Here is a 14,493-nt window from a genome sequence, read left to right on the forward strand (position 1 = left end):
ACCACCCCTGATTAAATTTCCAGTTGCTGAGGCTGCTGAGCAGCATGTGGATGCTCGCTTCCGGCATAAACCTTCAGCTTGCTGTACATGGCACGACCCAGAGAATTCTTGGGCAGCATCCCCTTAACAGCCGTCTCGATTACCAGCTCAGGCTTGTGGTCGATCAGCTTGTCAAAGCTGATGGACTTCAGGCCGCCGATGTAACCGGTGTGGCGGTGGTACATCTTGTCAGTAGACTTACGTCCGGTAACACGTACTTTCTCGGCGTTTACTACAACGATGTAGTCGCCAGTGTCCACATGAGGAGTGAACTCTGGCTTATGCTTGCCGCGCAGACGCAGAGCGATTTCTGTTGCCAGACGACCCAGCGTTTTGCCTTCGGCATCAACTACGAACCAGTCACGTTTTACGGTTTCTGGCTTAGCACTAAAAGTTTTCATTAAATTCGCCTCTGTGATATCGCTGACGCGATACCTGTTCCTACATGGCCGTTCCCTGCTGGGCAAGAGCCAGGCTAATAGCCCCAGATCAGCAATACCGGCCTGTTCAAAACATTGGGCGCTCAATCGGGAAACGGGAGCGGTATTATACCGTTTGGCAAGAGGAAATAAAGCCCCCTGCGAACCGGATCTCTGTTAAAAACCCGGAACCACACTATATGCCTTCTGTGACAGCACATCCGGGGAATAGCTGACCGGATATTTTGCCAGCACATGGTTTTACATCATTAATTTGCATAGCTCCGGGCGACATGACTAACGAGCAACCTGCAAATCGCTGTCAGAAGCCCTGAGGACTTTTAAAATATGCCGCCCCTGAAAGTCCGGATTAAACTGAAGACCATCCGGAAGCAATCTTCTGCCAAGCCTCTCAAGCTCTGAGGAAGCGGCACTGGTTCGGACTTCAACGGCCAGTAACAGGGAATTCAGCAGGAAGCCAATAATGCTTCGACTCCATAAACTCACACCAAAACCACCGGCAAGGGCAGCGTAAGTGACGATAAAAGATACCCTGTTAACAAAACCGTTTTTCTGATCCCCGTGATACCCGGTCACCATTCTCACGGGAGGCTGCGTTCTGTCATTATCGGCAAAGCTGAACCCGACACCTTCTGAGAGGCCGTTTATACTGAAAGGCCCGCCAAGATCGAAAAAAAGCTCATTATCTCTGGGAAATTTGTAATATCGATAACCATAAATCCCCCCCCGCCCTGCGCTACTGATATACAGTGACTTAAGATCCATCCACTCCAGGCTCATAATATAAAGAGTTCTTTCCGGGGACAGCATCAAATCAAGGGCTGACTGATGGGTTGCCAGAATTAAAAAAAGTAACAGCGGATTTTTCTGCAAAGGGGCAGGCATTGTCCTTGAATCAATTTTTTTTACCAACCGCCTGACCTTACTTTCCGTGCTAAATCGCACCTTGTAACCCGAAACCTCTGATGCGGATTCAGTCAATATTGCCTCATAGTCCACCAGCAACAATTGCCCGGTTCGTTTAAGGTAAGAAAGGTAATTGACATAACCAAAAGCTCCATCCTCCACTTCCTCCATTTGATCAATCTCTTCCGCCTCTGATGGGACTGAAATCATTATTCGACAGGACTCAGCAACCCCCTGCTGGCACCCCACGGTATATTTCAAATCCCCCTTAACACCGAAGATATCCCTCAATTCCACAGAGCCCATATAGTCTGAAGCCACAACGTCGTCAGACTGGCCCTGATAAGTCGCCATTGCCTGGCCGGTGATAATCAGTGCGATACAACAATATCGCCTCATTCCCCACACCAAAGCGCTTGAAAAAATCGTCTTTATTTTTACCACAAGCCTCACCAACAATGCTGCCAATCAAATGAACCTTAACCTTTTCGAGGCGATCACTCCTCCAGTCGATTGACCGTTGACCAGAAGATAACGGGATGCACAGTCAGCACAGTGCGTGGAGTAAAAGCATAGACGATGTCAACCATTGTGAATAATTGTGCAGGCATTCCGCTGCGGTCTCAGCCTGAGATGGCCGGTCTATCCCTGCGATGTGTCAGAACCGGTTGCACCTGACAGCGCCCTGACAACCCGCTACAATCGCCGGAAATCATACACAGGCAGATCAGGAAAACCATGCGCGACTTTATTATTGCCCCGAGTATCCTTTCCGCAGATTTTGCCCGTCTGGGCGAAGAGGTCGATCATGTTCTGGCCGCCGGAGCGGACTGGATTCACTTTGATGTTATGGACAACCATTACGTCCCGAACCTCACCCTGGGCCCGATGGTGTGCAAGGCACTGAGAAAGTATGGCGTCACTGCGCCCATCGATGTTCACCTGATGGTAAGCCCTGTGGATCGTATCATCGGTGATTTTATTGAAGCCGGTGCCAGCATGATCACCTTCCATCCGGAAGCATCTGAACATATTGATCGCAGCTTACAACTGATTCGCGAAGGTGGCTGCCAGGCTGGACTGGTACTCAATCCGGCAACATCCCCCGACGTGCTTGAGTACGTGATGGACAAACTGGATATGATCCTGTTGATGTCGGTCAATCCCGGCTTTGGCGGTCAGAAGTTTATCCCCTCAACCCTGAAAAAACTGTGCAGGGTGCGCAAGCTGATTGATGATAGCGGGCTGAATATCCGCCTTCAGGTGGACGGGGGCGTGACCACCAGCAATATCCGCCAGATTGCCGAAGCCGGCGCTGATACCTTTGTTGCCGGTTCAGCCATTTTTGGCGCGGACAACTATCAGGATGTCGTGACGCAAATGCGCTCCGAGCTGGCTGAAGTCGTGGCTTTATAAACCATGACAACATCCAGCGGGCATCCATTTCTGAACAACCTTGCCCTGGTCATGTACGACCTGGATGGCACGCTGATAGAAAGCGCGCCTGACCTTGCCGTCGCGCTGGATAAGATGCTGCTCAATATGGGCAGGCCTGCCGCCGGAGAGTCGAAAACCCGCCTATGGGTTGGCAACGGCATTCCTGCGCTGGTGAAACGCGCGCTGGCTGATGATATGCATGGAGATCAGCCAGGCCGGGTAGATTCCTCTCTGTTCGAGACCGCCCATGAATGCTTTAAGTCTTACTACAGCGAAGAACTCGGACATCACAGCTACCTGTACCCCGGGGTTTCTGACTTTCTTGAGGCGATGAAAGATCGCGGTATCAAGCAGGTCGTTATTACCAACAAAAGTGCGCAGTTTACTGACCGCCTGCTGCAGCTGATGGGTATTGATCACTACTTTGATCTGACCATCGGGGGCGACAGCCTGTCTGAAAAAAAACCTCACCCCTTACCCTTACTGTATGCCATGCAGAAGTTTAATTGTCCTGCCGGGCAATCACTGATGATTGGCGACTCCGTTAATGATATTCTTGCCGCCAGAGCGGCGGGTGTCCGGGTGGTTGGCTTACCTTATGGATATAATCATGGTGAACCTATTGAGTGGGCCAAGCCTGACTTGGTGATTGCATCATTAACCACTCTCCTCCAGTGACACTCAGCGAAGTCTTAACCAGGTTCGCGGATGGAGTCATGCAGCCACTGCCATTTTCCAATCAGCCACCTCCGAAGTTACCTTCCGCTGGTAAAGACGTGAACAAACCCGATTGCTGTGCCCCCATGCCTGCTCCACAACCTTTGGCAGAACGGGTACCGGATTTGGCTTCTCAGCTCTGAAAAACAGATAGTTAAGCGCAGTATATAACGCATATGCCCGACGCGATATATAAGCCCCGGGCTTAGCCTGATAACCACTCACCGCCGGTATCAACAGCTTACTCAGCAGTTCGGGTCGCTCATTGCAGGTGGCGCAAAACTGCATATTCCAGGTTGTGTAGAGATCACTCCAATGCTTCGGCAGCGGATAATTAAACAGAGGTTCCTGCCCCTGCTCATCCAACTCAGAAGCACATTGGGTGTATTTACCAGGATAATGCTGGGCCAGGGTCAAGCCTGCACAGGCATTTTCGTGACGGCCACTGACTGCCTCCACGGCAGTCGCTTCAATAATATTAAAGGGCAGAATACAACGCCCCTGCGAATGGGGGTAATTTGGTTTCTTTCGACCTTTCAACATCTTCACAATAGGCTGCTCAACGGAGATGAGCTTAATCGCTTTTTTGAAACCCAGCCCTCTGATAGCCCCCCCCATTTCATTTCGCTTTTTTTTCCACAAATGAACACACGCTTCCAGCACTTCGGTATTTTGAATCTGGGCTTTGGTCAGTAAATTAAGCGCCAGAGCAAATGGCAATACCGATTCCAGTTCATGAATAATTTCATTTTTACCCTTTTCGAGCATGCCTTCGTTCGTTTCACTGACATTAATAATGTTATGAATGGCACGCATCAAATAATCATTGTCCTTGATATTCCTGAAAACCTCACTGACTGCCTTTTCTATTGCTTCCTGCGAAGTATCATCGGATAAGTTACTACTGATTATTTCGAATATTTCCTGAGTCCACTCGCCTCTGCAATCCATCAACTCAAGATCCATGAAGGACTGCTTAACCTTTTCCCTCACTTCGTTAACATCCAGCTTCTGTATCAGCTGGCTGGCACGAGTATGCAAGTCACTCAGGAAACCATTTACCTTTTCTCTCTCTGCCGAACTCAGTGATGTTTCTGAGCGATCAATTGCCCCTTTCATACATAGTGCAATTTTCAAATAGATTGACAATACTTTATTGCAGATATAGACCAAAGGTCGGCTAATAAGGTAATCGGTGATCTTTTTCCTGATCGTTGACGACCCGTAACCTGTATGTGAACACTGGCCAGATATTGCTTTTGGATTATTGAAATTGCTCGGTAACAAGCCTTGAGTCTGCGCCAGTCCCTGAACGTCAGCCTGCTGCAGACCCTGAGTATCGGTGGAATTTCCTATCATGTGAATCTCCCTGAATAGTTTCTGCCATATGAAGAACCTAACCTATTGATTAACCGGATAAACTGACAAATTGATCAGAATTGCTAACAATTGCAGCATTGCATCATTAAAGAGTCAGGAACCTTTTCAGAAGCAGGGAGTCGAACGAGATGCACATTATCTATATGACGGTCATGCTATGAATTCAAATTCGACGATATACGACGGATCACTCAGCGCTAGAACTCTCTGGTATTTGAACAAGATAAGAACTTCGCAGGAATCTTTATCCTCTTCAGTATCCGCCTTTAAAAGGCATGCTGAGCAATTATCTGGTGAACAGCGCCTTAATCTTGTCAAAAAGATCAAGCCTGATAAGCGTCCCGGCTGGTTGGTTGACTTAAAATTCAGTGAAAGACAGTTACAATTTCAGTCAATACTTTTGCAACCATTCATAAAGTATTGCTCAACTTCAAGGCACCGATTACCCCTCTGCCTGAAAGGTGGAGAGCCGTCGCGCCCCTGGTTGAGGTGACATTGATATCTGCTCCTGCCTCAGGCAGCCATTTCAGATACTCCGATTTGCCCCATAATGCCGTGGCCATCAGGGGTGAGATACCGTGTTTATTACAGGGAATGGTACTCCTTCACTGTAACAGGCAGCTCTTTCAGGCATCCGGTGTCGTTTTCCTTTGTTTTGCTGGAACAGACTTCGAGCAGCCGGTTGCCATCGGTTAGTCTGCCCAAGGCTACATGTTTTTGACGGGCCTCGATCCTGCTGATTTTGGTGGCCATCAACAGGTGCGTTTTGCCTTTATTATTGGTGGCATTGACACTCGCTCCATGGGTAACCTACAGTTTAAGGCATTGTAAATGGCCGTTCTCAGCCGCCATGTGCTTGGCACCAATAGCGATAGCTGACGGGTATGCAGGCTGACCGGTGAGTGCCGGGCGGTTCGTCCCCGTTGCCAGACCGGCATCAACGGCCAGCAGCAGTTGGCGGAATTCCACCGGTTTGTTACCAGAAGCCTGTCCCTGTGGTTATGGTATCCGCTATCGATTGTCTTGCAGGAATCGGTCGATGCCGTCAAAGCAGCGACCAAACGAACCGCTTGACCGATCAGATCATGAAAGCATTTCAGCACTGGAATAAGTAGCTAACCAAGGAACCAAAAAGGATAACGCAAATCAAATCGGGTAAAGTAAAATCAAATATTACAGGACAGGTAATATGGAGAGAAAGATAACAGGCTCTGACCACAATAACCCGCCAATCGTCTCTTATCAAACTGAGTCAGACGACTGCCCTATTTGTCTTCATCCTTTTGCGGGAAAAGAAGTAATGGTAACCAGTTGTCGCCATATGTTTCATGAAGAATGCCTGAAGCTTTGGCGACTGAACGAAAATTACTGTCCTATATGTAAAACCAATCTTAATGAAAGGGATACTCAACAAGCCCCTGTTGCCCAACGCTACACCTTTTTTCGATCTCGAACACCCCATTGGAGCCCCCTCATCCCCTACATGGAGGAGTTGTACCAACTCCACGCGCACCCTTGGCTGCGGGAAGATCCCGTTTTGAATGCCATTGCACGCATGACTTATGGGCGTGAGCTTCCCGAGATGGTGCATGTGCATGTGAAGCAACTCCTTGATCACCCTCGCCTGCAGGAAAATGGCACATTGAACCTGCCCCTGTTGAACGCCATTGCAGACATGATGCCCACGGGTGGTGGGCTTCCCCGGATGGGGCATGTAGACCAACTCCTCAATCACCCTCGTCTGCAGGAAAATGGTGTATTGAATCTGCCCCTGTTCAAAGCCATTGCCGACCTAATGTATGGGCGAGGTTTACCCTCGATGGAGGATCTGGACCAACTCCTCAATCACCCCCGTCTGCAGGAAGAAAATGGCGCAGTGAACCTGTCCCTGTTCAAAGCCATTGCAGGCATAATGTACCAGCGAGGTTTACCCCGGATGGAGGATCTGGACCAACTCCTCAATCACCCTCGCCTGCAGGACGAAAATGGTGCATTGAACCTGCCCCTGTTCAAAGCCATTGCAGGCATGATGTGCAGGTCAGGACTGCCACGGAATGGGGAGCTGGAGCGATTCCTGAATCACCCTCAACTGCAGGAAAATGGCGAATTGAACCAACCCCTTGTCAAGGCAATTGCAAGCATGATGTACAGGTCAGGGTTACCCGAAATAGAAGAGATGGACAAATTCCTCAATCACCCCCGCCTGCAGGACGAAAATGGTGCATTGAACCTGCCCCTGTTTCAAGCCATTGCAAGCATGAGGCACATGCGTGGTTTTCCCCGTATCGAGCAGTTGGAACAATTCCTTGATCAACCTCGCCTGCAGGAAAATGGGGTATTGAACCTGCCCCTGTTGGACGCCATTGCAAGAATGATGCTCGCCAATGGCTTTCCCCGAAGGGCTCATGTGGAAGAACTCCTCGATCACCCTGGCCTGCAAGAAAATGGCGTATTGAACCTGTCCCTGCTCAATACCATTGCAACTGAAATGACAGGTCATGGGATACCCCGATCAGAGGATGTGGACGCCATAATCCTGCAACACCAATAGCCGTTTAACGGACTGATTGCCAGGAGGCTGTCCGGGCCATAGCGGTTTCGATCACAAAATGTGCCTAAATCCTGCCTGTTGTATACACACCTTTTCTGCAACAATACCATCCAACTTTTATCATCCAACAATCTTATGCTTAAGAATATTGCTCCCAACCTTTTTTCGTACCCTAAATACTGGGCTGAATGCTAAAGCTGGACAAGCTCCAGCATATCCCACTGGATATGGATGTTTTCCCCATGGACAACAGCAAGACTAAAAAGGAAAAGGTGGAGTGGCAGCAATTCCCGATGAATCCTGAAGCACTACAGCCACGGGAGATACAGAAGAGGTAAAAAAATCATGCCCGCACAATTCTTCGACTAAAATCTTATGTTATTCAATCATTGTCGTCGGGTCAGTCATGGGTACGGCCATTCAGAAAAATGTCAGGCAATTCAGTGCTTCTTACTTGATAAAAAAGGTATCAGAATGCTTCGACAGCATTCCAGATCATCGTCCAAACAAATGCGTGATCCCCTTTCCTAATTTCCTGAAATCTGCTTTTGCGATGATGCATCAAAAGTTCGATTCACTATTAGGATTCGATGAAGAGCGGCTTGATGAAATTTGCTGTCATAATCTTGAAAAGCTCTATCACGTCAAAGATGGCAGAGTCCCCTCCGACACCAGAATGAGAGAGGTTGTTGACCCGGTTAATCCACTTGGGTTGAAGACGCCGTTTAAAGAATTGTTTTCTGTCGTTCAGCGCAATGGTGCCCTTCAAGCTTATGCATTCCAATGCGGCAAATTGAAAGATCTTTATCTGCTTCCTATTGATGGTACTGGTCTCTTCTATTCGGGTACCTGCCGCTGTGATGACTGCTGCATTAAAAACGAGGGCAAAAAAAATGATTGTGAAAAAGCGGCAATAAGACGTTTTCTGGCGCAGACAAAGCACGACCATCCACGCCTGAAACTGGTGATTCTGCTGGATGGCCTATATGCGGACAACCCTACCATTACTCTGATCAGAGAGTATGGCTGGCACTATATCATCGTGGCCAAAGATGGTAACCATGTGTCGCTTATTGAGGCCATGAATGCCCTTTATGACGAAGGCCAGGCTCATCACCACAAAATCGTTGATGAGAAAAATAACACGACTCATAAATTCCGCTACGCCAATAACGTTCCCCTCAATCTTCAGAATGAAACAGAGCGGGTTAATGTTCTGGATTACATTGAAATCGACAAAAAAGGGATCCAGCATGTCTGGTGCTGGGTAACAGATCTTGAATTAAACGATGATACCGTTGAATCCGTGATGCGAGGAGGTCGTTGTAGATGGCGGATTGAAAATGAAACGTTTAATAGCCTGAAAAATCAAGGCTATCAACTTGAACACAATTACGGTCATGGCGAAAAACATCTGGCTACAAATTTCGCCTACCTTACTTTTCTGGCATTCCTGGTTGATCAGATTCAGGAACTGTCTTGTCCAAAATTTCAACAGGCCTTAAATAAGCCTAAGAAGCCTACACGAAAGCGATTATGGAGGAAAATCACCAGCTTCTTTCTCACGTTAATGATTGATAGCTGGGATAGTTTGTTTAAAGCCATTGCCCATGGTGCTAAAGCACAAAAGATAGCTTTTGACACATCATGATTTGGCAAGGTAGCCAGAGTTTTTCAGGGTTGTGATAGTTATTTTTCTTAGCAGCGAAAGCTGAGATCTTTTTGTGTTTTCAGAAATTACGAATACGTCAGTTTTCAGGTTATGGCAGCTGACGTGTATTCATCGGGAGTAGCTGCTTTCTATTGCTTCCTGCGAAGTATCATCGGATAAGTTACTACTGATTATTTCGAATATTTCCTGAGTCCACTCGCCTCTGCAATCCATCAGCTCAAGATCCATGAAAGACTGCTTAACCTTTTCCCTCACTTCGTTAACATCCAGCTTCTGTATCAGCTGGCTGGCACGAGTATGCAAGTCACTCAGGAAACCATTTACCTTTTCTCTCTCTGCCGAACTCAGTGATGTTTCTGAGCGATCAATTGCCCCTTTCATACATAGTGCAATTTTCAAATGGATTGACAGTACTTTATTGCAGATATAAACCAAAGGTCGGCTAATAAGGTAATCGGTGATCTTTTTCCTGATCGTTAACGACCCGTAACCTTTATGTGAACGCTGGTCAGATATTGCTTTTGGATTATTGAAATTGCTCGGTAACAAGCCTTGAGTCTGCGCCAGTCCCTGAACTTCAGCCTGCTGCAGACCCTGAGTATCGGTGGAATTTCCTATCATGTGAATCTCCCTGAATAGTTTCTGCCATATCAAGAACCTACCCTATTGATTAACCGGATAAACTGACAAATTGATCAGATTTGCTAACAATTGCAGCATTGCATCATTAAAGAGTCAGGAACCTTTTCAGAAGCAGGAAGTCGAACGAGATGCACATTATCTATATGACGGTCATGCTATGAATTCAAATTCGACGATATACGACGGATCACTCAGCGCTAGAACTCTCTGGTATTTGAACAAGATAAGAACTTCGCAGGAATCTTTATCCTCTTCAGTATCCGCCTTAAAAAGGCATGCTGAGCAATTACCTGGTGAACAGCGCCTTAATCTTGTCAAAAAGATCAAGTCTGATAAGCGTCCGGGCTGGTTGGTTGACTTAAAACTCAGTGAAAGACAGTTACAATTCAAGTCAATACTTTTGGAACCATTCATATTGAATCTTAGTAAAATAGGCAAAGTTACCATTGCAGATAACGATTCACTGTCAGATTTTCTCAATGAACATGTGGTGACTCCCTTTAAACACCAGGAGTCATATGCACACTTTGCTCCTGCAGACCAGCCAGAAGGGCTCGTACTATTAGGTTCTGATAACAACTCCCGCCAGGAGATAATCAACAAACTGCAGGATACCCTCGGGAACCCGGTTTATCAGTTGACTGAAATCAATAAGGGCTCCGCCATAGACCAGATGATCCTGCAGATAAAAGAAGACGGTTTGAGCTATGCTGTCATCGCTATCGAGGTGGACTGTTGCAATGACAGTTGTATACAAACATTACTGAATCAACTTCGTTCCAAGCTCAAACACAACAATATCAATGCTGTTGTTATGGTCATGGCCTCCCGGGAAGAACAAATACCTGAACTTTTACTGGATAAACAGTTCAAGTGTTACCGGTTTAATCAACAGAACCATTGGAGTCCACAAGAGAAGGTTGCCTTGCAGATATTGGCCAGTATCAATCAGTACATTCGTGGACACAAGTATTCCGTGAATGACAATGTTGACTGGAAACAGGTTGCCGACCAACTGTCTGACCGAATCCCTGAAGGGGTTAGCGACATTGACAGAAAAGACAAGTGTAGAAAAGTCGTGAATGAGTTCTTCATCAAAGTGGGCCAGGCATGCGCCAGGGCTGGCTTGTTTGAGATAGATCAGAAAATCATTGATCAATGCATCACGCAACGGCTCAACAAGGAAGTTGAACCACTTGGTAAAAAACTGGAGGATTTTATCCTGCATGGTCAACCGGAACTGACTCAATTTTTCAGGAATCATGTCATCCAACAGCTATTAAAACCTGAATTTTATGAACTTTATAACCTCTACTTTCCACAATCATTTTTGTTATATGGCATCCCGGGAACTGGTAAGACTCGTGGGCTGAAAGCACTGGCGAATTTTTTGGATCTGGCTTTCTATGAGATGAATCCTAAAACGGTTGGAAGTTGCTTCGTGGATGAGTGCGAGCAAAACATTGCTGATATGTTTGAAAAAGCCTGTGAGGCAAAAGGGGCCATAATTATGATTGATGAAATTGACAGTATGCTTCCGAAACGGAACGGTAGCTCTCATTTCAATGTTAAACGAACTAACGAATTGCTAAGGCATATAGAAGCGGCAAATGAGAATCGCATCATCGTGGCGGGAACCACTAATCGGCCAAACGCCCTTGACCCTGCTGCTCTCAGGAAAGGGCGATTAGGTACTCAGTTTGAAGTCAAGGGGCTGAACCAGACCGGAATAGAGGAGCTACTGACTCATCAGCTGCAGAGGTTTATGGACAAGGATAAAATTCTCGAATTGACCCCCGCCGTTAATTACCTGGGAGATAATTGTCTGGTTTCTGATGTTTATGATTTTTGCAATGACTTATGTTCTTTTGCTGCAAAAAAAGAAGTTCACCCCCTCAATCAGCAGATTCTAAATCAGTATATCAGTGAAAAAACGGATAAAATCATGTGTAATGCTCATGAAAATCCTGTCACCTCCCCTCCCCCATCGAAGCCGGGAAAATATAATCTGAGGTCAAAAAAGAGTTTTCTTTCTATCTTAAGCACTGAAGGAGCGCTCTTTGGATAGATATCAAGCTTGGGGGGAAACATCATCGGCTGTAAATTCATATCAAGCAGTCCTTTGACCACTGATTTCAGGAAAAGATCAATATCAAAACCGTACGCAGCCAATGCTCAAATCCAGACACACTGATTGCCCCGCCCGATGCACTCTCATCTTCGGGAACCCCCATCGGGTCAGCATACTCGCTGATTTGCAATAGCCCCTGTAGTCATATACCCTTAGCGCAGATCATAATGACATAAAGCAGTACTGCAGATCATAATGACATAAAGCAGTACTAAAGAGTCTGGATAGATCCTGCCCTGGTACGGAGTTTGCCGTGAAGCCCTGTCAAAGCCAAGACCGTTATCACCAACATAGCTTTCGACTCAGATACAACGACCATAACGGCTGTTCCGATACTTCCTTGTCTTCAACTTCCCTCCTTACTGCCTCCTGGCGCTGGCCATAGGCCTGCAAATTTCACTTAGCCCAACGGCAACATGGTTGTTGCCAAACATAGATAATTTAAATCAATAATCCTGTTAGCTTATTCGAGAGAGCTGCTATGACGCCTGAAGCGTTTGCGCGTCTGACCAGAGAAGGATACAACCGCATCCCTGTTGTACGTGAGATTCTGGCAGACCTTGATACACCATTAACCACCTATCTCAAGCTGGCCAATGGCCGCTACTCCTACCTGCTGGAGTCCGTGGAGGGCGGTGAAAAGTGGGGCCGTTACTCGATGATTGGCCTGCCCTGCCGCACCTTGCTCCGGGTCAACGGCGATCGTATTCAGATCGAAATCGATGGCCAGATTGTCGAAGAACACACCACCAGCGACCCGCTGGCGTTTATCAAGGCATTCCAGCAACGTTATCAAGTGCCGGAGTTGCCTGAACTGCCCAGATTCACCGGCGGCCTGGTGGGTTATTTTGGTTACGATACGATCCGCTACATTGAACCCAAACTGGCACAAAGCGCCCCGAAGGACGAGCTGAATACACCGGACATTCTGTTAATGGTGTCTGACGAACTGGTGGTATTCGATAACCTCAGTGGCAAACTGATCCTGATTACCCATGCCAACCCTGATCAACCAGCCGCACTGGAAAAAGCACAATTCCGCCTGGACAACCTTGTCCGCCAGCTGCAGACCAGCCATATTCAACCTCCGGTCCAGGCCTCTCTGAACCCCGCCTGTGAAGATGATTTTCAATCAGGCTTTGGCGAAGAAGCCTTCAAAGATTCCGTTGGCGCTATTCGGGATTACATTCTGGCAGGTGACGCAATGCAGGTGGTTCTTTCCCAGAGAATGTCGATCCCCTATGACAGCTCACCGCTGAATCTCTACCGGGCACTGCGAAGCACCAACCCTTCCCCCTACATGTATTACATGGATCTGGGGGATTTTCATGTCGTCGGATCTTCTCCTGAAATTCTGGCCCGGCTGGAAGATGGCGAGGTGACCGTAAGGCCCATTGCCGGCACCCGAAAGCGGGGTGATACCGAAGAGAAGGATAAAGCCCTCGAACAGGAGCTGCTCAATGACCCCAAAGAGCTGGCAGAACACCTGATGCTGATCGATCTGGGAAGAAACGACGTTGGACGTGTAGCAACCACAGGCTCAGTAAAACTGACGGACAAGATGGTCATTGAGCGATACTCCCACGTTATGCACATTGTCTCCCATGTAACGGGCGAACTGAAAAGTGGACTGGATGCCCTGGATGTACTAGAAGCTACGCTACCCGCAGGGACGTTAAGTGGGGCGCCCAAAGTACGGGCCATGGAAATCATCGATGAAATGGAGCCGGTAAAACGGGGCGTCTATGGCGGCGCAGTGGGCTACCTGGCCTGGAACGGCAATATGGACACCGCTATTGCCATCAGAACAGCGGTCATCAAAGACCGGCAGCTCCATATTCAGGCCGGTGCCGGTATTGTTGCTGACTCCAGCCCTGACCTGGAATGGAAAGAAACCATGAATAAAGGGCGTGCCCTGTTTCGTGCGGTAGCCATGGCCCAAACCGGATTCATTAAAGGGATGAAACACTGATGCTGTTAATGATCGACAACTACGACTCATTCACCTTTAACCTGGTTCAATACTTCTCAGAACTGGGGGCTACTGTCGATGTCCACAGGAACGATCACATCACCATTGATGACATCGAAACGCTAAAGCCAGACCATATCGTTATTTCCCCAGGCCCCTGCACGCCGAACGAAGCTGGCATATCCATGGATGTTATACGACATTTTCAGGGTAAGGTTCCGATTCTGGGTGTCTGTCTTGGCCATCAGAGTATTGGCCAGGTGTATGGCGGCAGGATTGTTCGCGCCCGACAGGTGATGCACGGTAAAGTTTCCCCGGTCTTCCATCAGGATTTCGGGGTGTTTCAGGGTCTGGCCAACCCGGTCACCACAACCCGTTACCACTCACTGGTTATTGATAAAGAGAGTCTTCCTGATTGTCTTGAGGTCACCGCATGGACGCAATTTGCCGATGGCAGCAATGACGAGATCATGGGCGTTCGCCACAGAGAGCTGCCCGTTGAGGGCGTGCAGTTTCATCCGGAGTCCATTATGACCGAACAGGGGCATGACCTTCTGGCCAATTTTCTCAAACAGTCCATATAACCATTGATTTAAGGGAATGAAG

At 47.7% G+C, this 14,493-nt stretch carries 14 protein-coding genes; 8 read left to right on the top strand and 6 right to left on the bottom strand.

All coding sequences use genetic code 11. From position 1 onward, the window contains the following. Positions 1–11: 11 nt before the first annotated feature. Together rplM and J7439_RS18735 are read right to left on the bottom strand one after the other, a co-directional pair. Positions 12–440 (bottom strand): 50S ribosomal protein L13, encoded by a 429-nt coding sequence (gene rplM / locus J7439_RS18730; RefSeq protein ID WP_209203478.1) that lies wholly within the window; start codon positions 438–440, stop codon positions 12–14. A gap of 315 nt (positions 441–755) precedes the next feature. Further along, a complete protein-coding gene (locus J7439_RS18735; protein WP_209203479.1) occupies positions 756–1,784 on the bottom strand; it encodes a hypothetical protein in 1,029 nt (342 codons plus the stop codon). Between the two features lie 339 nt (positions 1,785–2,123). Between J7439_RS18735 and rpe the strand changes: the two genes are divergently transcribed. Then, the gene (rpe, locus tag J7439_RS18740; RefSeq protein WP_209203480.1) at positions 2,124–2,801 is read left to right on the top strand and encodes a ribulose-phosphate 3-epimerase; all 678 of its coding nucleotides are present in this window, start codon (positions 2,124–2,126) and stop codon (positions 2,799–2,801) included. 3 nt (positions 2,802–2,804) lie between these two features. Continuing rightward, positions 2,805–3,500 (top strand): phosphoglycolate phosphatase, encoded by a 696-nt coding sequence (locus J7439_RS18745; RefSeq protein WP_209203481.1) that lies wholly within the window; start codon positions 2,805–2,807, stop codon positions 3,498–3,500. A 36-nt stretch (positions 3,501–3,536) separates the two neighbouring features. Here the strand turns inward: J7439_RS18745 and J7439_RS18750 are convergent, their stop codons facing one another. From J7439_RS18750 to J7439_RS18760, 3 genes are all read right to left on the bottom strand, one after another. Continuing rightward, entirely contained in the window at positions 3,537–4,898 is a 1,362-nt protein-coding gene (locus J7439_RS18750) for a hypothetical protein (RefSeq protein WP_209203482.1), read from the bottom strand. 431 nt (positions 4,899–5,329) lie between these two features. Further along, on the bottom strand, positions 5,330–5,482 hold the full coding sequence (locus tag J7439_RS18755) for a hypothetical protein (RefSeq protein WP_209203483.1): 153 nt from the start codon (positions 5,480–5,482) through the stop codon (positions 5,330–5,332). Positions 5,483–5,729: 247 nt separating this feature from the next. After that, on the bottom strand, positions 5,730–5,888 hold the full coding sequence (locus J7439_RS18760) for a hypothetical protein (RefSeq protein ID WP_209203484.1): 159 nt from the start codon (positions 5,886–5,888) through the stop codon (positions 5,730–5,732). Positions 5,889–6,108: 220 nt separating this feature from the next. On the opposite strand from J7439_RS18760, the gene J7439_RS18765 reads away from it, so the two are divergent. The 3 genes from J7439_RS18765 (at position 6,109) to J7439_RS18775 (ending at position 9,121) form a co-directional block, all read left to right on the top strand. After that, positions 6,109–7,470, top strand: coding sequence for an RING finger protein (locus tag J7439_RS18765; RefSeq protein WP_209203485.1), 1,362 nt, complete (start codon positions 6,109–6,111; stop codon positions 7,468–7,470). A gap of 188 nt (positions 7,471–7,658) precedes the next feature. Continuing rightward, a complete protein-coding gene (locus J7439_RS18770; RefSeq protein ID WP_209203486.1) occupies positions 7,659–7,808 on the top strand; it encodes a hypothetical protein in 150 nt (49 codons plus the stop codon). Positions 7,809–7,876: 68 nt separating this feature from the next. After that, positions 7,877–9,121, top strand: a complete 1,245-nt coding sequence (locus J7439_RS18775) for a transposase (protein ID WP_209203487.1) — start codon at positions 7,877–7,879, stop codon at positions 9,119–9,121. Positions 9,122–9,250: 129 nt separating this feature from the next. On the opposite strand, the gene J7439_RS18780 is transcribed toward J7439_RS18775, so the two are convergent. Continuing rightward, positions 9,251–9,763 carry a hypothetical protein gene (locus J7439_RS18780; RefSeq protein WP_209203488.1) on the bottom strand — a complete coding sequence of 171 codons (513 nt, stop codon included), beginning with the start codon at positions 9,761–9,763 and terminating at the stop codon, positions 9,251–9,253. 178 nt (positions 9,764–9,941) lie between these two features. Here J7439_RS18780 and J7439_RS18785 point away from each other — a divergent pair, with 178 nt between their 5' ends. The 3 genes from J7439_RS18785 (at position 9,942) to J7439_RS18795 (ending at position 14,471) form a co-directional block, all read left to right on the top strand. Then, the gene (locus tag J7439_RS18785; RefSeq protein WP_209203489.1) at positions 9,942–11,852 is read left to right on the top strand and encodes an ATP-binding protein; all 1,911 of its coding nucleotides are present in this window, start codon (positions 9,942–9,944) and stop codon (positions 11,850–11,852) included. Positions 11,853–12,396: 544 nt separating this feature from the next. Then, a complete protein-coding gene (gene trpE, locus J7439_RS18790) occupies positions 12,397–13,887 on the top strand; it encodes an anthranilate synthase component I (protein WP_209203490.1) in 1,491 nt (496 codons plus the stop codon). Next, complete coding sequence (locus J7439_RS18795) at positions 13,887–14,471, top strand: anthranilate synthase component II (RefSeq protein ID WP_209203491.1); 585 nt, start codon at positions 13,887–13,889, stop codon at positions 14,469–14,471. The genes trpE and J7439_RS18795 overlap by 1 nt, the downstream gene beginning before the upstream one ends. The last annotated feature ends 22 nt before the right edge of the window (positions 14,472–14,493 follow it).

This window comes from Salinisphaera sp. G21_0 (assembly GCF_017744115.1).
In the GTDB taxonomy this organism is placed as follows: domain Bacteria; phylum Pseudomonadota; class Gammaproteobacteria; order Pseudomonadales; family Endozoicomonadaceae; genus Endozoicomonas.

Coding starts and splice junctions, on each gene's coding strand:
- rplM (WP_209203478.1), bottom strand. CDS start 440: ATGAAAACTTTTAGTGCTAAGCCAGAAACCGTAAAACGTGACTGGTTC.
- J7439_RS18735 (WP_209203479.1), bottom strand. CDS start 1,784: ATGAGGCGATATTGTTGTATCGCACTGATTATCACCGGCCAGGCAATG.
- rpe (WP_209203480.1), top strand. CDS start 2,124: ATGCGCGACTTTATTATTGCCCCGAGTATCCTTTCCGCAGATTTTGCC.
- J7439_RS18745 (WP_209203481.1), top strand. CDS start 2,805: ATGACAACATCCAGCGGGCATCCATTTCTGAACAACCTTGCCCTGGTC.
- J7439_RS18750 (WP_209203482.1), bottom strand. CDS start 4,898: ATGATAGGAAATTCCACCGATACTCAGGGTCTGCAGCAGGCTGACGTT.
- J7439_RS18755 (WP_209203483.1), bottom strand. CDS start 5,482: ATGGCCACGGCATTATGGGGCAAATCGGAGTATCTGAAATGGCTGCCT.
- J7439_RS18765 (WP_209203485.1), top strand. CDS start 6,109: ATGGAGAGAAAGATAACAGGCTCTGACCACAATAACCCGCCAATCGTC.
- J7439_RS18770 (WP_209203486.1), top strand. CDS start 7,659: ATGCTAAAGCTGGACAAGCTCCAGCATATCCCACTGGATATGGATGTT.
- J7439_RS18775 (WP_209203487.1), top strand. CDS start 7,877: ATGGGTACGGCCATTCAGAAAAATGTCAGGCAATTCAGTGCTTCTTAC.
- J7439_RS18780 (WP_209203488.1), bottom strand. CDS start 9,763: ATGATAGGAAATTCCACCGATACTCAGGGTCTGCAGCAGGCTGAAGTT.
- J7439_RS18785 (WP_209203489.1), top strand. CDS start 9,942: ATGAATTCAAATTCGACGATATACGACGGATCACTCAGCGCTAGAACT.
- trpE (WP_209203490.1), top strand. CDS start 12,397: ATGACGCCTGAAGCGTTTGCGCGTCTGACCAGAGAAGGATACAACCGC.
- J7439_RS18795 (WP_209203491.1), top strand. CDS start 13,887: ATGCTGTTAATGATCGACAACTACGACTCATTCACCTTTAACCTGGTT.